At 74.2% G+C, this 20,720-nt stretch carries 16 protein-coding genes; 7 read left to right on the top strand and 9 right to left on the bottom strand.

Annotation, left to right across the window (positions count from 1 at the left end; all coding sequences use genetic code 11):
• The first annotated feature begins 64 nt into the window (after window positions 1-64).
• Together ACZ6RC_RS28665 and ACZ6RC_RS28660 are read left to right on the top strand one after the other, a co-directional pair.
• Window positions 65-1,660 (top strand): FAD-binding oxidoreductase, encoded by a 1,596-nt coding sequence (locus ACZ6RC_RS28665; RefSeq protein WP_469588516.1) that lies wholly within the window; start codon window positions 65-67, stop codon window positions 1,658-1,660.
• Between the two features lie 30 nt (window positions 1,661-1,690).
• On the top strand, window positions 1,691-2,572 hold the full coding sequence (locus ACZ6RC_RS28660) for a diacylglycerol/lipid kinase family protein (protein ID WP_391136306.1): 882 nt from the start codon (window positions 1,691-1,693) through the stop codon (window positions 2,570-2,572).
• A gap of 115 nt (window positions 2,573-2,687) precedes the next feature.
• Here ACZ6RC_RS28660 and ACZ6RC_RS28655 read toward each other — a convergent pair whose 3' ends face one another.
• From ACZ6RC_RS28655 to ACZ6RC_RS28630, 6 genes are all read right to left on the bottom strand, one after another.
• On the bottom strand, window positions 2,688-6,308 hold the full coding sequence (locus tag ACZ6RC_RS28655; protein WP_469588511.1) for a LamG-like jellyroll fold domain-containing protein: 3,621 nt from the start codon (window positions 6,306-6,308) through the stop codon (window positions 2,688-2,690).
• Between the two features lie 161 nt (window positions 6,309-6,469).
• On the bottom strand, window positions 6,470-7,039 hold the full coding sequence (locus ACZ6RC_RS28650) for a Clp protease N-terminal domain-containing protein (protein ID WP_453619251.1): 570 nt from the start codon (window positions 7,037-7,039) through the stop codon (window positions 6,470-6,472).
• Window positions 7,039-7,248, bottom strand: coding sequence for a helix-turn-helix domain-containing protein (locus tag ACZ6RC_RS28645; protein WP_391136300.1), 210 nt, complete (start codon window positions 7,246-7,248; stop codon window positions 7,039-7,041). Before ACZ6RC_RS28645 ends, ACZ6RC_RS28650 begins: the two co-directional genes overlap by 1 nt.
• A gap of 123 nt (window positions 7,249-7,371) precedes the next feature.
• Window positions 7,372-7,506: a hypothetical protein gene (locus ACZ6RC_RS28640; protein WP_391136297.1), complete on the bottom strand. Its 135-nt coding sequence runs from the start codon at window positions 7,504-7,506 to the stop codon at window positions 7,372-7,374.
• A 236-nt stretch (window positions 7,507-7,742) separates the two neighbouring features.
• Window positions 7,743-8,126, bottom strand: coding sequence for a VOC family protein (locus ACZ6RC_RS28635; RefSeq protein WP_469588507.1), 384 nt, complete (start codon window positions 8,124-8,126; stop codon window positions 7,743-7,745).
• Between the two features lie 128 nt (window positions 8,127-8,254).
• A complete protein-coding gene (locus tag ACZ6RC_RS28630; RefSeq protein ID WP_469588504.1) occupies window positions 8,255-8,977 on the bottom strand; it encodes a TetR/AcrR family transcriptional regulator in 723 nt (240 codons plus the stop codon).
• Between the two features lie 182 nt (window positions 8,978-9,159).
• Between ACZ6RC_RS28630 and ACZ6RC_RS28625 the strand changes: the two genes are divergently transcribed.
• The gene (locus ACZ6RC_RS28625) at window positions 9,160-10,389 is read left to right on the top strand and encodes a saccharopine dehydrogenase family protein (RefSeq protein WP_453619116.1); all 1,230 of its coding nucleotides are present in this window, start codon (window positions 9,160-9,162) and stop codon (window positions 10,387-10,389) included.
• 8 nt (window positions 10,390-10,397) lie between these two features.
• Here ACZ6RC_RS28625 and ACZ6RC_RS28620 read toward each other — a convergent pair whose 3' ends face one another.
• Window positions 10,398-12,017, bottom strand: coding sequence for a TROVE domain-containing protein (locus ACZ6RC_RS28620; RefSeq protein WP_469588500.1), 1,620 nt, complete (start codon window positions 12,015-12,017; stop codon window positions 10,398-10,400).
• Between the two features lie 314 nt (window positions 12,018-12,331).
• Window positions 12,332-12,682, bottom strand: coding sequence for a PRC-barrel domain containing protein (locus ACZ6RC_RS28615; RefSeq protein ID WP_469588497.1), 351 nt, complete (start codon window positions 12,680-12,682; stop codon window positions 12,332-12,334).
• Window positions 12,683-12,892: 210 nt separating this feature from the next.
• On the opposite strand from ACZ6RC_RS28615, the gene ACZ6RC_RS28610 reads away from it, so the two are divergent.
• From ACZ6RC_RS28610 to ACZ6RC_RS28595, 4 genes are all read left to right on the top strand, one after another.
• Window positions 12,893-14,389, top strand: coding sequence for a hypothetical protein (locus tag ACZ6RC_RS28610; protein WP_469588493.1), 1,497 nt, complete (start codon window positions 12,893-12,895; stop codon window positions 14,387-14,389).
• Between the two features lie 131 nt (window positions 14,390-14,520).
• Complete coding sequence (locus ACZ6RC_RS28605) at window positions 14,521-15,885, top strand: AAA family ATPase (RefSeq protein ID WP_469588491.1); 1,365 nt, start codon at window positions 14,521-14,523, stop codon at window positions 15,883-15,885.
• Window positions 15,882-17,327: a vWA domain-containing protein gene (locus ACZ6RC_RS28600; protein ID WP_469588488.1), complete on the top strand. Its 1,446-nt coding sequence runs from the start codon at window positions 15,882-15,884 to the stop codon at window positions 17,325-17,327. Before ACZ6RC_RS28605 ends, ACZ6RC_RS28600 begins: the two co-directional genes overlap by 4 nt.
• Before the next feature lie 525 nt (window positions 17,328-17,852).
• A complete protein-coding gene (locus ACZ6RC_RS28595) occupies window positions 17,853-19,646 on the top strand; it encodes an ATP-binding SpoIIE family protein phosphatase (RefSeq protein ID WP_391136269.1) in 1,794 nt (597 codons plus the stop codon).
• Here ACZ6RC_RS28595 and ACZ6RC_RS28590 read toward each other — a convergent pair.
• A complete protein-coding gene (locus ACZ6RC_RS28590; RefSeq protein WP_469588484.1) occupies window positions 19,603-20,604 on the bottom strand; it encodes an NAD(P)-dependent oxidoreductase in 1,002 nt (333 codons plus the stop codon). The two genes, ACZ6RC_RS28595 and ACZ6RC_RS28590, sit on opposite strands and share 44 nt — an antisense overlap.
• Between the last annotated feature and the right edge of the window lie 116 nt (window positions 20,605-20,720).

Here is a 20,720-nt window from a genome sequence, read left to right as displayed (position 1 = left end):
TGTAATGCCAGAGCGGGGAAGCGTCAGCGCCATCCCGGAAACACACCGTGAGGAACGACTCAACGTGGACATGTTGTGGAGCGGCTGGGGCGACCCGGCCAAGGCGGCCCCCCTGCCCGAATCGGTGACCGGCCTCCTGCGGGACCTGCTCGGCGTGACACCCGCCGAGAGCGGCCCCCCGGCCCTGGCCGACATCGACGTGGCCGCCCCGGCCCTGGACGACAGCGCCCGCAAGGCGCTCGTGACCGCACTCGGCGCCGAGGACCGGCTCCGCGAGGACGCCGAGAGCCGCGTCCGACACACCCGGGGCAAGTCCACCCCCGACCTTCTGCGCATCCGCGCCGGCGAGACCGACGCCCTGCCGGCCGCCGTCGCACTGCCCGCCGACCACGACCAGGTCCTCGCCATCCTGGCCGCCTGCGCCGCGCACGGCCTCGCCGCCGTGCCGTTCGGCGGCGGCACCTCCGTCGTCGGCGGCCTTGCGCCCACCACCGAGCGGCCCTTCGTCGCCCTCGACCTGAGGCTGCTCGACCGCCTGCTCGACCTCGACGAGGTGTCCCGCACCGCCACCCTGGAGCCCGGCCTGCGCGGCCCGCAGGTCGAGGCCCTCCTCAACGCGCGGGGCTGGACCCTCGGCCACTTCCCGCAGTCCTTCGAGTGGGCGACCGTCGGCGGGTTCGCCGCCGCGCGCTCCAGCGGCCAGGCCTCGGCCGGCTACGGCCGCTTCGACGAGATGGTCCTCGCGCTCACCGTCGCCACTCCCGAGGGCACCCTCCGGGTCGGCCGCGCCCCCCGTTCGGCCGCCGGCCCCGACCTGCGCCAGCTGATCCTCGGCTCCGAGGGCGCCCTCGGCGTCATCACCTCGGTGACCGTCCGGATCCGCCCCCTGCCCGCCGAACGGATCTACGAGGGCTGGCGGTTCCCCTCGTTCGACGCCGGCACCGCCGCCCTGCGCCGCCTCGCCCAGGACGGCCCGCGCCCCACGGTCCTGCGGCTCTCCGACGAGACCGAGACCTTCATCGGGCTCGCCCAGCCGGACGCCATCGGCGCCGCCGACGCCCCGCCCGCCTCCGGCTGCATGGCGATCGTCGGCTACGAAGGCACCGCCGAGGACACCGGGGCCCGCCGCGCCGCCGCCCGCGACATCCTGCTGGCCTGCGGCGGCGAGTACGCCGGCGAGGAGCCCGGCGACCGCTGGGAACACGGCCGCTACAACGCCCCCTACCTCCGCGACGCCCTGCTGGACGCGGGCGCGTTCGCCGAGACGCTGGAGACCGCCGCGTTCTGGTCGGCGCTCCCCGGCCTCTACGCCGCCGTCCGCACCGCGCTCACCACCACCCTCACCGACGCCGGCACCCCGCCGCTGGTGATGTGCCACATCTCGCACACGTACGAGAACGGCGCCTCGCTCTACTTCACCGTCGTCTCCGCCCAGGGCGCCGACCCGATCGCCCACTGGGAGCCCGTGAAGCGGGCCGCCAACGACGCCATCCTGGCGGCCGGCGGCACGATCAGCCACCACCACGGCGTCGGCACCGACCACCGCGAGGCCTACCTCGAAGAGGTCGGCCCGCTCGGCATCCGTATGCTCCAGGCCGTCAAGGCCGAGGTGGACCCCGCCGGCGTCCTCAACCCCGGTGTCCTCGTCCCCATCCGCTGACCACCGTCACCGCCGCCCGGAGGCCGATCGATGCGCCACTTCACCGCCATCGTCAACCCCACCGCTGGGGGTTCCAGCGGGACGGCGGGCCTGCTCCCGCTCGCCCGGCTGCTGCGGGAGAGGGGCGCCCGGCTCGACACCGTCTACAGCCGCAGCCTCGACCACGCCCAGGAACTCGCCCACGCCGCCGGAGCCGAGGGCCGCGTCGTGCTCGCCGTCGGAGGCGACGGTATGGCCGGGCGGGTGGGCGGCGCGCTCTCCGGCACGGACACCCTCTTCGGACTCGTCCCCGCGGGCCGCGGCAACGACTTCGCCCGCGCCCTGGGACTGCCCTCCGACACCGCCGCACTCGCGGACCTCCTGCTCGACGGCGCCCCACGGGCCGTCGACACCATCGAGGTACGGTCCGCCGTGCACCACGGCACCCACGTACTCGGCAGCGTGTACGCGGGCGTCGACGCCGTCGCCAACCGCCACGCCAACGCCTCCCGTCTGCTGCGCGGCGCCGCCTCCTACTACGCCGGCGGCCTGCGCGCGGTCGTCGCCTGGAAGCCGGCCGCGTACCGCATCACCGTCGACGGGGAGACGCACGAGCGCTCCGGCTACACCGTCGTGGCCGCCAACTCCGGCTACTACGGCTTCGGCCGCCAAGTCGCTCCCGGCGCCCGCCTGGACGACGGGGTCCTGGACGTCGTGATCATCAAGACCGCCCCGAAGCGGCACTTCTTCGCCACCATGAACGAGCTGAAGACCGGCGCCCACGTGCACCGGCCCGAGGTCGAGATCTTGCGGGGCGCGGAGATACGCATCGAGGCGGACCGGCCCCTGCCGTACGGCGCGGACGGCGAGGTCGACGCGACCCTGCCCGTGACGGTCCGGGTGTGCCCCGGCGCCCTGAACGTCCTGGCCTGACCCCCGGGGTGGGAGCCGGGTCCCCCATGGCCGGCTCCCGCCCCGGTATCACCGCCCCGGCCGCCCGGTGCCCTCCGCGGGCATCCGGGCGTACGGGGCGGGCCGACGTCTCCCGCTACATCCGGGCGTACGAGCCGCCCGGCGTCACCTGGTCGAACGGGAGGCGGACCACCGTGGCCGGCCCGGCGGCGGGCACGTGACCCTCCCCGCGCATCGCGTCGAGCTCGTCGTCCGACACGCCGCGCCGCACCAGCAGGAACTCGTCCATCGAGCCCGTGAACCGGTCGACCGCCCCGCCGTCGGGCCGGGCACCCAACTGGAGACCCCGCACGGCGAACGCGTCCCCGTACGTCACCGACCCGGTCACGGCCTTTCCCGGCGGGCGCACCCCGTCGACCGACAGCGTCAGCTCGCCGTTCAGGCGGCGCAGGACCACATGCCGCCAGGTGTCGTCGCCGAAGACCGTGCCCGCGGGGGCCCGCACCTCGAGCGTCGTCGTCGCCGTATCGGTCTGGACATGGGCGACGACCTTGTTCTCCCGGGGCACGGCGCGGATCCACAGCTGGCGTTCGGCGGTCCCGTACCCGTACGCCCAGGCCAGCACCGGCGTGGTGTTCTCCTCGGCCCGGTAGCGCACCCAGGTCGCGAGGGTGAAGTCCCGCGTCCCCAGCGCCTTGCCGGCACCGTACGGCAGCTCGACGGCGTCGTCGACGCCGTCGAAGCGGACGCCGCCGCCGAACTTTCCTCCGGTGGCGTCGAAGGCCGCCCCGCCGCGCACATAGGCATGGCCGCAGTGGTCCGAGGCATCGGGGGTGGCCGGAGTGGTCGCGTCCGCGGCCGCCCGCATGACGAGGTGGTTCTCGGTGTTGCCTGGCTCCATCGACCACCACACCGAGGGGTCGTTCGGCGGGCTCCACCCGCCCGGGGACGTCTTGCGGATGGTCTCGACCTCGGCCGCGCCCTGCGCCCGCTTGTAGAAGCGGAAGTCGTCGAGGGCGCCGGTCAGGACATCGGTGCCGTCCGGCTTCGAGCCGATCCGCAGGCCGCCGGGCGAGGGGTTCCCGGCGGTGAAGGCACCCGCCGGACCGTCCTTCGTCGTGACCCGGGCCTGCGGGGCCACGGGATCGATGCCGTCGACGCCGAGTGTGAGCCTGTCGTTCTGACGGGTCAGGGTCAGCAGGTGCCACTGGCCGTCGCCGAACGCGGCCCGGTCGCTCTCGCCCGCGGCCTGGGTGTCCACCACATCGAGCGCGACCGACCCCTGGGGGGTCTCGACCCGCGCCGTCACCCGGTCGGTGGCCGGCTTGGCCCGCACCCACACGGTCGGCTTCCCCGAGGTGTGTCCGTACGCCCAGATCAGCGCCGCGTCCTTGGTCGACCGCGTGGCGGCGTACCGGAACCAGACGGTGAAGGTGAAGTCGCCCGCGCCGTTGTCGACGGCCGGGACGTACGGCACCTCCATGCCGGGCAGGGTGCTGGAGAAGGCGAGCGCGCCCTTGCCGATCCGGGGATTCCTGGCCGGGGCCTCCGTCTCGAGGTCGGCGGTGCCGAGGATGGTGGCGTCCGCGCAGTGTCCCGCGACGTCGTCCTGGACGCGGCGGCCGCTCAGCTCCACCGGATCGGCGGTGTCGACGACCTGGAAGGCGAGGTGCGCGCCCAGCGCGTCCTCGGCGACCCCGGCGGCGCCGGGCCCGCGCAGCGCCCCGCGCTCCGGCTGCTCCAGCGCGGTCCGGTACATCCGGAACTCGTCGATCGTGCCCGTGAAACCGTCCTTCAGGTCGGTGACCGGGTCCACGGGCGGCTTGTCGCCGAGCCGGACGCCCAGCGGGTGGTCGAGCGGTTCCTCGGCGAGCGCGCCCAGCGTCGGAGCGCCCCCGACGGCCGGTTCGTACGCCTGGGTGACGACCCGGTCGTCGACCTGGAGCGTGACGCTCTCCTTCGGCTGCGTCGGCGTCGGGAGGCGCCGGGTGAGGGTCAGATGGTGCCAAGCGCCGTCACCGAACGCGGGGCGCGCGGCGTGTGGCCCCGGGACGACGGCCGTCACATGCCCGTTGACGCCCTCGACCCGTGCCATGATCCGGTTCTCTCCGGGCTGCGCGCGCACCCACACCTGTGGCGTGTTCGCGCCGACGCCGTACGCCCACAGCAGCGCCTGCTGCTCGGTGGCGGCCGTCGCGTCGTAGCGGAAGAACAGGGAGTAGGTGACGTCGCCCGCGCCGGGGGTGAGCGACCGGCTGTACGGCAGCTCGGCGTGGCCGGTGGCGCCGTCGAGGCGGAGGCCCTGCCCGAAGTCGACGGTGTCGGCGGGCGTCGTCCCGAAGGAGGCGCCGTCGGCGAGGGCCGCACTCGGGGACAGGTAGCCGTCGTTCGCCTCCGGGCTCGCGTCCGGTGTGGTCCGGCCGGGGGCGGGGGAGGGGTGCGGCAGCGCGGTGCCCCGCGTCCGTACCTCCGCCGGGAGGTTCAGGCGGGCGGCCGCCGGAACGTTCCTGTCGTCCGGGGCGAACCGGTTGAAGTAGATGTACTGCGCGGAGAAGACGGTGCCGCCTTCGTAGACGAGGCCGATCTCGCCCGAGGACAGCTCGGCCATGGAGGAGTAGCTCGCGCGGTCCTCCGGCTTCGCGCTGACGAGTCCGCCGGCCACGTTCTGCCAGCTGGGCACCGGGTGCGCGGGATCCCGCAGCCGCGCGTACTGCAGCCGCATCTCCTGCCGCCTGCCGTTCGCGTCGGAGGGCGCGGACATCAGCAGGAAGTCGCCCGGGTCCTGCTCGTACGTCTTGGCGGGTGCCAGGACCGACACCTGGACGTCGGCGCCCTGCCAGCCGGCCGTGAAGTCGAGCGCCGGGACGCTCGACCCGCCGGCCGGGGTGATGGCGTGCATCCGGCGCACGTCGCCGTACGGCGTCCGGGCGCTGACGTAGACCCTGCCCCCGGGCAGCTCCGCGACCACCGGCTCACCCGGCTTGGCGGTCGGGTTCCCCGCGGCGTCCTTTCGGAGGGAGTTCTGGGTGGTGCTCGCCTGCCAGGAGGCTCCGCCGTCGTCGCTGTAGAGCAGCCCGATCCGCTGCTCCTTCCCGTCCGTGGAGGTCTCGTACGCCCCGACGACCAGGCGGCCGGGGTGCGGGCCCCCGCGCAGCTGGATGCCGGCGGACGGGCCCGTGCCGAACCAGCCCCTGCCGCCGGAGAGGAGGCGTGGGGCGGGCTGCGGCGTCTCGAAGGAGAGCCCGTCGTCGGTGCTCCGCTGCACCCACGACCGCCGGTACTCGCCCGTCTTGGGGATGTGGCTCTCGGAGTTGGAGAACAGGAAGACATGACCGGTCTCGTGGTCCACGACGGGGGAGCCGTTGCCCCGGACGTGCGGCGCGTACGGATCCTTCTCGTCCCCGGACAGGACCACGCGTATCGGGCTCCAGGTCCGCCCGTCGTTGGTGGAGCGGCGTACGACGATGTCGATCGGCCCGCGGTCGGCGCAGGTGGGGGAGGTGCGCGCCTCGGCGAACGCCAGCAGCGTGTCCTTGCGCGTGCGCACGAGGGTGGGGATCCGGAAGCAGCCGTAACCGGCGGTGCCCGACCGGAAGAGCACCTGCTGGGTCCCGAGCCGCTGGGCGCCGGACAGCTCGGTCCCGCTCGCGACGGCGTCCGGCGCCCCGGCGCCGACCCCGAGGAGCGAGACGACGGACACGAGCCCGGCCAGCAGCGCGACACCGCGCCGGACCGGTCTTGATCTTGAAGTAGCCATGCCGGGACGGTACCTGACGCCCTTTCGGCTGCGGCGGTACGCCCCGACGAGCACCGGCCGGCGGGAGCGGACGCCTCGGGGACCCACCCGGGACGGCCGCTCCCCAGCCCGGTTCCGCCCACCGCACCCGGAGGGCGCGACCCGCGACCCGCGGGGAAGCCTCAGGCCGCCGAACCGGCCTCCGGCTGACCGAACATGGCCCGCTCCAGGGCCGCGTAGGTGGCTCCGTGGTCCGCCAGGACCTCGGCGACGACGCCGTCCTGCGCGGTGAGGGCCAGCAGGATGTGTTCCGCGCCGATGAACCGGTCCCGCCTGCCCAGCGCGATCCGCAGCGACTTCTCCAAGGTCGTCTTCGCCTCGCGGGCGAAGGAGGGCCCGCCGGACCACCGGCGCCGCTCCTTGCGGCCGCCGACGAGCGCGCCGGCTCCGTGCGTCTGCTCGACCCGGGCGACGATACCGGCCACGTCGATCCCCAGCGCCGCGAGCGCCTTCTGGTCGGCCTGGGTCATGCCCCCGTGCCGTCGCGCGTCGTCGAGGGAGGCCTCCAGCGAGGCCCGCCGGTCCAGCACTCCCAGCGCGTGGAAGGCGAAGCCGGTCCGCGCCGCTCCCTCGAGGTCCAGGAGGGCCAGCAGCAGGTGCTCGTTGGTGACCTCGGACGCGGCGGCCCGCGTGGAGCAGGCCCTGGCGCCGATCACGACGGCCCGGGCGTCCTCGGTGAACCGTTCGAACATCACGACCTCCCGTGCTTCTTGTGTACGGCCTGGCGGCTCACGCCCAGCTCGGCGGCGATCTCCTGCCACGACCAGCCCTGATTGCGCGCGCTTCTGACCTGAACGGCTTCCAGCTGCTCCAGCAGCCTGCGCAGTGCGGCGACCGCCCGCAGCCCCACCCGGGGGTCGCGGTCGCCCGCCCGTTCGGCCAGATCCGTTGCTTCCGTCATGACGTCAATCTACGTTGACACCGGAGGCCGTGTCAATGCGGGTTGACAGTCAGGGGTGGGGTGGTCACGCCACTCCGCGGAATCGGCGCCTCATGTCCCGGTGACGGGCGCCGCGGACACGGCTCAGGACTTGTCCCGTCGTCGCCGGCTGACCGCCATCCAGACCAGGACGAGCACCACGACGATCAGGAGCACCCACGTCGGAACGCCGTCCAGACCCTTGTAGGACAGGCTGACCGAGTCTGCGGTGACGTTCATGGCAACTCCTCGCGGTCCGCGGGGGGATGAGAGCACGCCGTCGCCGTCGTGTCGGTGGACCGGAGCCCGCCGCGCTCCCAGCCGGTACGGAGACCGAGTGCCCTCGCAGCCCTGACCGAACCCCGGGGAACGCGGCCGGGTCGGCACCCGACCGCCTTCGCGTCCCGGTCCGCCTCGGACCGCCGGCCGTCCCGCAGGGCGTGCGCCGGCAACCGTCCTCCGCGCCGTACAGCGGGCTAGAGAGGCTGCAGCCTGCGGTGCAGGAGGCAGAACTCGTTGCCCTCCGGGTCGGCCAGGACGTGCCAGTTCTCCTCACCCGTCTGTCCGACGTCGGCGGGCTTGGCGCCGAGGGCGAGCAGGCGCTCCAACTCGGCGTCCTGGTCACGGTCGGTGGGGTTCACGTCGAGGTGCAGCGGGAGCTTCCCGCGCCGGGGCTCGCTGCTGGGACTGAGGATGAGGGTCGGCTGCGGCCCCCCGAAACCGGCGTCGGGCGGCCCGATTTCGATACTTCCGTCGTCTTCCCGGCCGAGTTCCACATAGCCGAGGACCTCGCTCCAGAACGCGGCGAGGCGCTCGGGGTTGGCGGCGTCGATGACCAGCTCACTGATGCGGCATGCCATGCCCGGCATTGTACGCAGCGACGCCGGAAACCGATCGTCGAATGTCACCCGGCCCACGTCGGGCGGTGTCGCGCACCCCGGTCCGCCGCCTGCGAGGCGGCGGCCGCCGCGCCCCCGTAGCGCCCCGGCTAGGGAGCCGAACCGTCCGCGCGCAGCGCCGCAAGGCGCGCCTCCGCGCTCGTCAGCAGCATGTCCAGCGCCACCGGGTACGCGCTGTGGGTCATCCGGGCGGAGAGCAGCCGCGCGGTCGCCGCGATGTGCGGGTACGTCTCCGCCGGCAGGCGGGCGTACGTCGACTCCCACTGCCGCTCGTCGGAGGCCCGGGACGTCTCGCTCAGGGCCAGGGAACCGGCGTCGAGGGCCGCGAAGGCCAGGCTCTGGTCGATGAAGGCGTGGTAGATCGGCACCGCGTCGGCGTCGGGGAAGCCGACGGTGCGCAGGATGCCGAGGACGGCCTCGTCCGCGGCGATCTCGCGCGGCCGGCCCGTCACACGGCTGGCCGTCAGCAACGCCGCCTGAGGATGCGCGAGATAGGCGCCGTGGATCCGCAGGCCGAGCTCCCGCAGATCGTGCCGCCACTCGCCGGTCGCGGCCCATCCGTCCAGGGCCCGGCCGATCAGCTCCTCGCCGATGGCGAGCGTGAGCCCGTCCATACCCTGGAAATAGCGGTAGAGCGTGCTCGGATCCGCGCCGAGGGCGGCGCCGAGGCGACGGGCGGACAGCCCGTCGCTGCCGTGCTCGCGCAACATCCGCAGGGCCGTCTCGACGATCAGCCGCTCGGACAGGACGGTGCCCTGCCGGGTCGGACGCCGCCTCCTGCGCGCCCCCTCGGGGACCACCTGCTTCGCCATCCCGTACCTCCCGCACTCCGTCCGAGCGACCGCCGGACCCCACCGGAATCCGCCGCGCCGGTTCGTCCTCCGGCGCCCCGCACCTTATGCCAACACCATTGACCTTAATCCGTCCGCCCGGCTTTCATCCCCTCCCAGGAGGCGCGGACCTGCGCCTCCCCGCACCGAGAGAGGGTTTCGTCATGCGTGTTCTGCTCGTGGGGGCCGGCGGCGTCGGCACCGCGATCACCCGGATCGCGGCCCGCCGGGACTTCTTCGACCACTTCGTGGTCGCCGACTACGACCTCGCCCGCGCCGAGGCCGCCGTGGCCGCGCTCGACGACGCCGCCGGCCGGTTCGTCGCACGCCGCGTCGACGCCTCCGACGAGACCGCGGTCGCCGCGCTCCTCGCCGACGAGCGGTGCGACCTCCTGCTCAACGCCACCGATCCGCGCTTCGTGATGCCACTGTTCGAGGCCTCGCTCGCCTCGGGCAGCCACTACCTCGACATGGCGATGTCCCTGTCCCGGCCGCACCCCGACCTGCCCCACCGGGAGTGCGGGGTCAAGCTCGGCGACGAACAGTTCGCCCGCGCCGACGCGTGGGAGAAGACGGGCCGGATCGCACTGGTCGGCATGGGGGTCGAGCCGGGGCTCTCGGACGTCTTCGCCCGGTACGCCGCCGACGAACTCTTCGACGACATCGAGGAGATCGGCATCCGCGACGGAGCGAACCTCACCGTCGAGGGATACGACTTCGCGCCGTCCTTCAACATCTGGACGACCATCGAGGAGTGCCTCAACCCGCCGGTGGTCTACGAGCGGGAACGCGGATGGTTCACCACGGAGCCGTTCAGCGAGCCCGAGGTCTTCGACTTCCCGGAAGGCATCGGCCCGGTCGAGTGCGTCAACGTCGAGCACGAGGAAGTGCTGCTGGTCCCGCGCTGGGTGGACGCCCGGCGCGTCACCTTCAAGTACGGCCTGGGCGACGACTTCATCGGCAAGCTGAAGACCCTGCACGCGCTCGGCCTCGACGCGACCGAGCCGGTCGCCGTCCGAGGTGCCGACGGCACCTCCGTACGCGTCTCCCCGCGTGACGTGGTCGCCGCCTGCCTGCCGGACCCGGCCACCCTGGGGGAGCGCATGACCGGCAAGACCTGCGCGGGCACCTGGGTGAAGGGCACCAAGGACGGCAGGCCGCGCGAGGTCTACCTCTACCACGTGGTGGACAACCAGTGGTCCATGCGCGAGTACGGCTCCCAGGCCGTCGTCTGGCAGACCGCCGTCAACCCGGTCGTGGCCCTGGAACTCATCGCCACCGGTGCGTGGTCGGGCGCCGGAGTGCTGGGCCCCGAAGCCCTTCCGCCGCGCCCATTCCTCGACCTGCTGACCGCGTACGGAAGCCCGTGGGGCGTCCGGGACCAGAGCCGCTGACCTCGCGGTCAGTCCGGGTCGGCGGTCCACGGCCACGCGGCCCCGCGCCCGGACTCGAGGAGGCCCACCATCCGGAACGCGGCGTCCGAGAGGCCGCCGAAGGTGTGCCGGCGCGGGCCCGTGGGCCCGTGCGCCGGCCGGTACCCGGCCAGGTTCCAGGTGTAGACCGGCACCTCGGCCGGTACCGGCTCCGGCACCCCGGCGCGGCCGGGTTCCGCCGCCTGTTCGTCGGTGACGATGAGGACCCGGTCGTGCCCCTGATAGCGGGTGCGCAGCGCCTTCGTCGTGTACGTGCCGCCGAGGCGGTGGAACCGCGACAGCACGTCGAGCACCGGTTCCCCCGCCCGGAACGGCACCACCGGGCTGGTCCAGCCGAACTCCACCAGATCCGCCTGCTCGGCGCGCATCGCCAGCGCGACCCCGAAGACGGCCGCCGCGTCCGCCCGGGTCAGCGTGGACCGCTCGGAGACGGTGTCCCAGAACATCGAGTCGGACCGGTCCACCATGATCAGCGTCCGCCCGGGCAGCGCGGGCACCTGGGCCAGCGAGTGGCCGAGGGCCCGCTCCAGCGGGGCCGCCCAGCGAGAGGAGGGCGCGTGCCGGTGGGCGGCCAGATAGCGGAAGGGGAACTGCCGGGACCGGGCGACCTCGTCGGCGTCCGAGATCCGTGCGGCGACCCGGGCCGCCACCTCGTCACTGACGCCCGCCTCGTCGAAGTTCCGCAGGTTCCGCAGGAGCGCCGTCGGCGGCATCGAAGGGATCACCGCTTCCCAGACGGCGGCGTCCAGCGGACCCTGGAGCCAGCCCGCCAGCGCCTCCCACGTCATGCCCGCCGCCGCCAGTCGCTCGGCACCGTCCGGCCCGGTGACCACGGACCGCCGTTCGGCGCGGGGCAGCTCCATGAGCGCCCGGTGCGCGGCCAGCAGCCGGTCGGAGGGCGGCGGAACCGCCCGCTCGGGGTGATGGCGGCGGTCCAGGGCGTACCGGAAGAGGGCGCCCTGCCACGGCTTGTCGGGGTCGGGGGAGGCGTGCACCAGGTTGAGCACGTCACCGAAGCGGAGGCCTTTGGACGCGGTGTCGTACTTCAGCAGGGACCGGGAGGTGTACAAGCGGCGTACGGCATCGGCGATGCCCCGCTTCACGGGCTGCGGCACGTTCCGGCCGTACGCCGACATCCAGTACGCGAGCAGTTCGCCGGGCTCGTCCGGCCGTTGGAGAACCGAATCGATCACTGCGCGGTGGGAAGGGCCCGGGCTCGGGGGCGATCCGGCCAGCAGACGGGCCCGGACGTACGCGGCGGCGCCCATCAGGGGCGCCGTGCGCAGATGGCCCTCCTGGCGAAGCCAGCCCAGCAGACCGGCGGTCCACACCGGGTCCTCGACCGCGAGTTCCCCGACGAGCCGGAGGTACCGGTCGTCGCGTTCCCGGCCGCTTTCGTAGAAGGTCTGCTGGGTGACGAGGTTTCCGACGGCCAACAGGAAGAGCTCTTCCCGCGGCTCACGTACGAAAGCCGGGCCTCCTTCATAGGTGTGGGAGCCCTGGGCCGTGGGCCGAAGAACGCGCGCGGCGGGGCTGGTGGAGGCGGGCGTACGGGCGGCGGCCGCCGAGACGTGCGGGGCCACGAGCATCTCCGGCCAGACCTTGGAGACACGTCGGGTGATGCGAGGCAGTGAATCCCCCCGGATCCGGACGATCGGACGGCCCCGGCCACCACGAGAGGCGGTGGGCCGGGGCGAGGACGACCGCGCCGTCCGAGATCCAAGGAGGCCGCGGCGTCACTTGGTTGTCAGATGAAGTAGCCGCAGCCGAGCGCATCGGGGGCGCGGTCGCGCCGCCACGATAGACGGGCCGTCGGACCGCACACCACTCTTTTTCACCGCCCGTCCGCCCGCCCCGCCCCTGCCCGTGGGCGCCGGGCCGGGCGGGACCTTCCGGACACGCCCTAGCGGAAGAACGCCAGGTAGTAGTCCGCGAACTTCATGCGGTGGTCGTCGTCCTTCCCGGTCGGGTCGGGGACGAACTCGGGGGCGTCCTTGACCTGTTCCCGGGTGCGGCTGACGTGGACGGTCCTGGTCGCGGTGTCGACGGCGGTGACGATGCCCGCCGGGATCACGACCTGCTTGCCGAGGATCCACGGGCCGGTGTCCACCACGAGGTGGCAGCCGCCGACGTCCGCGGAATGCTTGTCGACCTTTCCGATACCGCCGTCCGTCGCCTCGACCTGGTAGCCGGTCAGGTTCATGTCCGCCGCGTGGATCGCGGTCTCGGAGTAGGACCAGATGTCGGGGAGCATGGAGGCTTCCTTCCTGCGGGGGCCCCACGGGGGCCTTGTGCGGACCTTCCTTGTTGCCCGGCACGGCCGGTTCACACCGCCCCCGTGGGAGTCGCCCGGAGCTGCGGCGAAAACCGCAGGAGGGTTCGAGGGATCATGGGTTACGATCCCCGCGATGATGAACTTCGCCTCGTACCGATGGGGGGACTCGTTCGCGCAAGGTGAGTGCTGATGGCACATCACTTCGCCGACGAGCTTCCGCCCCGCCTGTCCATGTGGGCGCGCGTACGCCAGTACGCCGTACCCCCGTCCATGATCGAGATCGCCACCGCGCGGCGTACGGTCGGTGACTGGGCGGGCGCCTGCGCCGCCGCCCGGATCGACGTCGATCTCGATCTGCGCGCCGTGGCCACCTGCCACGGCACCGACATCGCCACCCGCATCCGTGCGGACCTGCGCCGACTGGCGCCGGACCTGCTGCGCTGGCACATGCCCCGGATCGCCCCCGACGGGCGCCTCCGCCCCGGCCTCACCCTCGCCCTGGCCGCGTACCACCGCTCCGCCGACGACCCGCTCCAACTGGTCGTACGGACACCTCCGGCCTGGGCGGACGCCGGACAGCGCATCTCCCTGACCCTCTGGGAAGGATCCGGAAAGGCCGCCGCAGGCCGTCTTCCGTACACCTACGCCTCCTCCCACCCGCACCCGCACCCCGACCGGCGGTTCCGGCTCGACCTGCACCGGCACCTGTGGGACGCCGGACAGGCCGGCGAACTGGCGCGGCGGTGCGGCCTCACCGGCGGCGCTCGGCTCGCGGTGCCGCCCCCCGGCCTCACCGGTGACCTCGACGGGGCGTGGGCGGTGTCGCGTTGGGCCGCCGAGGCGGAGCTGCTGTTGCGCGCCGAGGGACGCCCCCGCGGAGCCTTCGTCGTACGCCTCGGAGCGGGACGACGCGCCGTCCTCGAACTCGTCGCCCCCGACGCCGGCCATGTCCCGGTCTGCGGACCGCCGCGAGAGCCACTCCCGCCGCGGGAGGCGGCGGCGCTCCCGGTGCTGCCGGAGGTGGCGGCCCGGACCCTGCCCGACCTGGAGCTGCTACGCGCCGGGCTGGTCGCCGTCGACCGGCTCCACCCCCTCGTCGCGACGGCACTGGCACCCGCCGCCCGCGCACCCGTGTCCGGCGGCATCCCGGGGCTCGCCCCCGAACCCGGTGATCCGCACCGGGTGGAGTGCCGGGGCGAGGTCCACCGGATCGCCCTGCGCGACAGGGTGCTGTCGGCGATCGACCATGATCCGACCACCCTGCGCCGGGAGGAGCTGCTGGTCGCCCTCGGCGGTCCGGCGCTGCCCTGCCTGCGGGCCATCGACACCGTGCACCGCGACCCGCAGGCCCTGCCGGCGGTACGGGAACGGCTCGGCCACGGCGACGTGGCCGGCGCCCTGGCCGTGGTCGAGGGCCTGCTCGGACCCGGCGCGGTCCTGAGCGACGGGCCGCTCCGGGAGGAGCTGATGTCGGCCGCGGCCCGCCGCGTCGACCACGGCCTCTTCCGCTCGGGGCTGCCGGCCGAACACCCCGCCGCCGCGACGGCTTCGGCCGGGAGCGGCCAGGCATCGGACGCGGGACGCACCGCGGCCGGCCACCGTCCCCGGCTCGACCGCCACACGCCTCTCGATTGGCGCCGCAAGCGGAGCAGCCGGTCCCGGCCCCGCACCGGCCTGTCCCCATGACCCGCTCCCCTTCCTGAACCGCCCTGTACCTGAACCGCCCTGTACGCGCCGCGCCTCTGCGCGCCCGTCCCCATGCCCTTCCGCCTTCCGCGACGGGTCGTCCCGTCCCCTCAGCCACCCAGGTGATGCCCATGACGCCCAGCACCAGCACCCTCGCCCCCCTCGCCGCGCCCGACTCGGCCCCCGCCCCGGCGCCCGCCACCGGGGCGCGCCCCCACCCCCGGGCCGACGCTGCCCCGACCCGTACCCCGGCGGACGCCTCCCCGACCCCGTCCCGTCTCGGGGTCGCCGCCGACCTCCTGTCCCTGCTGCGGACGACGACCACCGAGCGGCGCCCCGACGAGCAGCTCGAAGCCCTCACCCTCGCCGTCGCGGCCGACCTGCCCGTCCTGCTCTGGGGCGAACCGGGCATCGGCAAGACCGCGGCCCTCACCCAGCTCGCCACCTCCCTCGACCTGCCGCTGACGACCGTCATCGCCAGCGTCCACGAGCCGTCCGACTTCTCCGGACTCCCCATCGTGGGCGACGACCCTGCCGTCCAGGGCGTGCCGATGGCGCCGCCGCAGTGGGCCGTCGAACTCGTACGCGCGGGGCGCGGCCTGCTCTTCCTGGACGAGCTCTCCACCGCCACGCCCGCGGTCCAGGCCGCACTGCTCCGGGTGGTCCTGGAGCGAAAGGTGGGCGCGCTGCAACTCCCTCCGGGCGTACGGATCGTGGCCGCCGCGAACCCCCGCGCGTCGGCGGCGGACGGCTGGGAGCTGAGCCCCCCGCTGGCCAACCGGTTCGTGCACCTCTACTGGGTCCACGACCGGGAGGTGGTGGTGCGCGGCCTGGGCGGCGTCTGGCCCCGGGCGGAGCTGCCCCGGCTGATGCCGGAGAAGCTGCCGGAGGCGGTGGCCTTCGCCCGCCGCGCGGTCTGCGGCTTCCTCAAGGCCCGGCCGACGATGATCCACCGGCTGCCGACCACCGAGACGCGACGCGGCGGCGCCTGGCCCTCACCCCGCAGCTGGGAGGCCGCCCTGACCCTGCTGGCCTTCGGGACGGCGGCCGCCGCCTCGCGCGAGGTCCTCGCGCTGCTGGTGCGCGGAGCGGTGGGGGACGGGCCGGGTCTCGAACTCCTCGCCCATCTCGACCGGATGGACCTGCCCGACCCGGAGACGCTGCTGGCCGACCCGGCCTCCGCCGACCTGCCCGAGCGCGGCGATCTGCGCCAGGCGACGCTGGAGGCGGTGGTGGCCGCCGTCGGGGCACGCCCGGAACGGCAGCGGTGGGAGGCTGGATGGGCGGTTCTGGTCCGGGCGCTGGAGACCGGCGCCCCCGACCTCCTCGTCGCACCGGCGACGGCGCTCGCCGGGCTGCGGCGCGACGACTGGGAGATTCCGGAGGCGGTGGAACGGCTGACCGGGGTCGTCGGCCTGGCCCGCCGCGCGGACCGGTCCGTGGGCCGGGCCGTGGCGGCCGACGAAGCCGACCGCGCGCCGGGGACCCGCCGATGACGGGGCCGGCGAAGCCCGCGCGGCGGCCGCACCGCGAGACCCCCGTCCCGCTGCCGCGGCCGATGTCCCCGCCGCCCCCGCCCCGCCCGGTGCGGGCCACCGTACCGCCGCCGGCGGGCTACGGCGGACGGCCCGCCGCGTCCGGCGCCGCCGGCCCCTCGGGCGGCACGGACCAGGCGCGCGGAACGGATCCGTCAGGCCACTCGGGTCGAGCCACCCCGCCCGGTTTCCCGCTGGACAGCGAGAAGTTGCTGGCCGCCCGGCTGCACGCGGTGAAGGTACGCCCCTATCTGGCCGGCGCGCTCTTCGCCCTGCACGTGGTGGAGGACCGGTCGGTGCCGACGATGGCGGTGGACGCCCACTGGCGCTGTTACGTCTCCCCGGCCTTCGTGGCGTGCACCCCGGTCGAGGAACTGGCGGGCGTCTGGGTGCACGAGGTGTCCCATCTGCTCCGCGACCACCACGGGCGGAGCGAGCGGTACGCGAAGGAGCACGACGAGCACGGGCCGGGGGAGCGGCTGCGGCGCAACATCGCCGCCGACTTCGAGATCAACGACGACATCTACGGCGACGGTCTGCCCCGGCCCGCCGGGGCGGTGCTGCCGTCGATGCTGCGGTTGCCGGAGGACCAGCTGATGGAGGAGTACCTGCGTACCGCGTCGATGTCCGGGCTCGCCGCGGACCTGGCCTGGCTGGACTGTGGCGGCGGCGCGGACGGCCAGGACCGGCCGTGGGAGCTGGGACCGGACGGGGCGCACGGCCTGAGCAGACAACAGCAGGACGCGGTCCGCTTCCGGGTCGCGGAGGGGATCAAAGGACGGCCGGGCGACGCGCCGGAGGGATGGCGCCGATGGGCGGAGGAGGCGTTCCATCCGCCGCAGCCGTGGCGGCGGTTGCTGGGGGCCGCGATCCGGTCGGCGGCGGGCGCGCCCGGGGTGGGTGAGAACCACAGCTACCGTCGCCCCTCGCGGCGCTCGGCCGGTGTTCCCCGGGTGATCCTGCCGAGCCTGCGCCGTACACCGCCCCGGGTCTGTGTCGTGATCGACACCTCGGGGTCGGTCAGCGACGCCGAACTGGGCAGCGCGCTGCTGGAGGTGACGGCGATCTCCCGGGCGGTGGGCGGGCGGCGCGACCTGGTCTCGGTGATCTCCTGCGACGCGGCTGCCGGCGTCGCCGTCCCGCTGTGCCGCGCCGAGAACATCGACCTGGTCGGCGGCGGCGGGACGGACCTGCGCTCCGGCTTCGCCCGGGCCCTGCGCTCCCCGGCCCGCCCGGACGTCATCGTCGCCCTGACGGACGGCCAGACCCCCTGGCCTTCGGCGCCACCGCCCTGCCGCACCGTCGTCGGCCTCTTCCCCCGGCCCGCCCGCGTGGTCGAGGACAACCCCGACTACACCCCGGACACGCCACCGGCGTGGGCGCACGTGGTCACCATCGGCTGATCCCGCCGAGCCGGCCCACAGACGGGACCTGTTCGGCCGGACCGCCGAGGGGGGAGCGCCCGGCCGGCGGGGCGGCCGGTCACGCAGGGCCACGGCGTGTACGAAAATGCTCCGGCATATGCCGAAGGTTCTTTCGTGCACGGCCCTGTCGCAGCCGGGCCGTCGGTGGCAAGGTGGCGGTGCGCGGTCCTCCAGCTCACCCCCGGAGACGGGGCCGCGCCCCGGCCCCGCCTGCCCCGAGCCGGCGGGGCCGCGTCTCTCTTCCCGGTCGGCTCGGCGCGCCCGGCCCGGAACGCCGCGGCCGCCGGGCCCCGGCCGCCGGCGGCGACGCCCGCGGCCCCCTTCCCGAAGACGCACGAGCCGTGCGACACGGCCTCCCGCACCGCCGGCGGACACGCACGGCACGCCGTGCGCCCCCTCTGCATATTTTCGGTCTCCGGACCGTACGACTTCACGTGCGATCGGGCGGCTTCCGGTGCAGACTGTGCACCACATGACGTCCATTCCTGTCAGGGGGCCGAAAGAGTGAACGGCGGCAGCGGCAGACGGCGCCTGACCGGCCGTGGCTCGGCCGGAGGGGACCCGTCGGCGCACCGCGCGGCCGGCGCCCGGTTCCGCCGGAGCAGGGGCCTCCTGCCGCCGGACCGGATCACCACCCGCAGCCGGCTCGCCTGGCTGAATTCGGCCACGTCCCGGATCGGCACGACCCTCGATCTCGAACGCACCGCCCAGGAGCTCGCCGAGTTCACCGTGCCCCGGTTCGCCGACGGAGCCGCCGTGGACATCCTGGAAAGCGTCTTCCGAGGCGACGAGGGCTCCCGCTGGACCGGGACGGGCCTGCCCGCCATGCGGGCCACGGCCCTGTGCGCCATCGAGGAGCTGTCCTCCCTGGAGCCGACACCGGTCGGCGAGACCTTCGTCCACGCCGAGATCCCGCACGAGACCCTGCTCCACCGCTACTGCCTGCGGCAGGGCAAGCCGGTCCTCGTCAGCCGGATCCGCGACGACGACTTCGCCCGCGTCGCCCCCACCGAGAGCGCCGCCGCGAAGATGCGCGCCGCCGGAGTGCACAGCTATCTGGCCGTGCCCCTGATCGCCCGCGGACTGCTGCTCGGCAGCGCCGACTTCGTCCGCGGCCCGGGAACGCCGCCGTTCTCCTCCACCGACCTGGCCCTGGCGGAACAACTCGCCTCCACCGCCGCCGTCTTCATCGACAACGCCCGGCTGTACGGGCGCGAGCGCGAGCACGTCGTGTCGTTGCAGCGCAGCCTGCTGCCGCGCGTGACGCCGGTGACCCCGGGACTGCGGGTGCACGCCGAATACGCGCCGTCCTCGGCCCACCACGGCGTGGGCGGGGACTGGTACGACGTCATGGCCCTGCCCAGCGGACGCACCGCCCTCATGGTGGGCGACGTCATGGGGCACGGTCTGCCCGCCGCCGCCACCATGGGGCGTCTGCGCACGGTGGCCCGCACCCTCATGACCCTGGACATGGCCCCCGAACGGATCCTCGCCCGGCTCGACCTCGCCACCCGCGACCTGGAGGACGAACAGGTCGCCACCTGCCTCTGCGCCGTCTACGACCCCGCCGACTCCACGTACACCCTGGCCAGTGCCGGGCACCTGCCGCCCCTGCTCGTCGACGGGCGGGGCTCGGCCGACTTCGTCCCCGTGCCGACCGGCGCGCCTCTCGGAGCGGGAGTGATCCCGTACGACCCGCTGCGGCTGCGGGTCCCGGAGGGCGGCCATCTGGTCATGTACACCGACGGCCTCGTCAAGTCGAGGGACGCGGGCCTGGAGGAGCAGCTGGAGCGTCTGCGCTCACTGGCGCGAGGCCTCCCGCCGGCGGCGCTGGAGGCGGGCGGCCTGGTGGAGGGGGCTCCCGCCGGCGCCGACCGGTTCGACGAGGCCGTGCTCCTCATCGGCCGCGGCATGTCGTTCCCGCCCTCCGATCTGCGGGTGTGGGAACTGCCCCAGGACGGGCGCGCCGCCTCCGCCGCACGCAGCCTCGTCACCGGTCAACTCGCCGACTGGGGCCTGACGGAGCTGGCCGACGTCTGTGAACTCGTCGTCTCCGAACTCGTCGGCAACGCCCTGCGCTACGGCAACGGCCCCGGCGAACTGCGGTTGCTGCGCGGCGAACGCCTCGTCGTGGAGGTCTCCGACACCGGCCCCGACCTGCCCCAGATCCAGCACGCGGACGTCAGCGACGAGGGCGGGCGAGGGCTTCAGCTCATCAACATGCTGTGCCGCAGATGGGGTTCGTGCCGCACGGTCACCGGCAAGGTGGTGTGGGCCGAACAGAACATGCCGTCCTGACGGGTCGGCGCCCGGTGTCCGTACGGACCTCCCGGCCGTCGGCTCCGGGGGCGTCCGGACCCTCGCACCCCGCGGGTCGGCGCCCGGTGTCCGTACGGGCCTCCAGCGCGTGGAGCACGGCCACCATGTCCTCGGCGCCATGCCCCTGGGCCACCGTCTCGTCGAAGAGGGCGTGGCAGACGTCGAGGAGCGGGGAGGCCACGCCGGCGGCGCGGGCGGCCCCCGCGACCAGCCGGTTGTTCTTCAGGACGTCCGCTGCCGCCGCCTGGACGGCGAAGTCCCGGGCCAGCAGCTTCGGCGCCTTCATGCGGGCGACCGCACTGGCCATCGGGCCGGCCTCCACCACCTCCAGGAACAGGCGCCGGTCGAGCCCGTGCCGGTCGGCGAAGTGGAACGCCTCGGTCAGGCCGGTGACGAGGGTGATCAGGAACAGATTGACCGAGAGCTTCATGAGCAGGGCGTCGCCCGGCCCGGTGCCACAGCGGAAGGTCTCGCGGCACATGAGGGCGAGCAGCGGACGAACCGGCTCGACGGCCTGGTCGTCGCCGGCCACCATCGCCACCAACTGCCCCTGCTCCGCCGGAACGCGGGAGCCCGAGACCGGTGCCTCCACGTAACGGCCCCCCGCGGCCCGGATCTCGCCGGCCAGCCCCCGCGCGTACTCCGGCGAGGTCGTCCCCATGTGGACGACGGTGTTCCCGGCGACGTGGGCGGCGAAATCCGGCGTGCCGCGGCCCAGGACGGTGTCCATGGCGTCCTCGTCGGCCAGCATCACGACCACGACACCGGCACGGTCGAAGACCTCGGCCGGGCTCGCCGCGACCTCGGCCCCGAGGGCGCGCAGGGGTGCGCACCGGGCGGGGCTCCGGTTCCAGACGACGAGGGGCGTACGGGCACGGGCCAGATTGAGGGCCATGGGCTGCCCCATGACTCCGAGGCCCAGGAATCCGACGTACATCGGGCACCTCCGTCTTCTCGGGACGAGACCGGGCCCCGGAACGCCCGACTATGACAGTGGTCATAATAGGCACACCTATGACCGCTGTCATAGGATGGGTTTCCCGCTCGTGGGGG

It is taken from the genome of Streptomyces sp. NPDC048353 (genome assembly GCF_055587165.1).
This window is presented reverse-complemented; position numbering and strand designations above follow the sequence as displayed.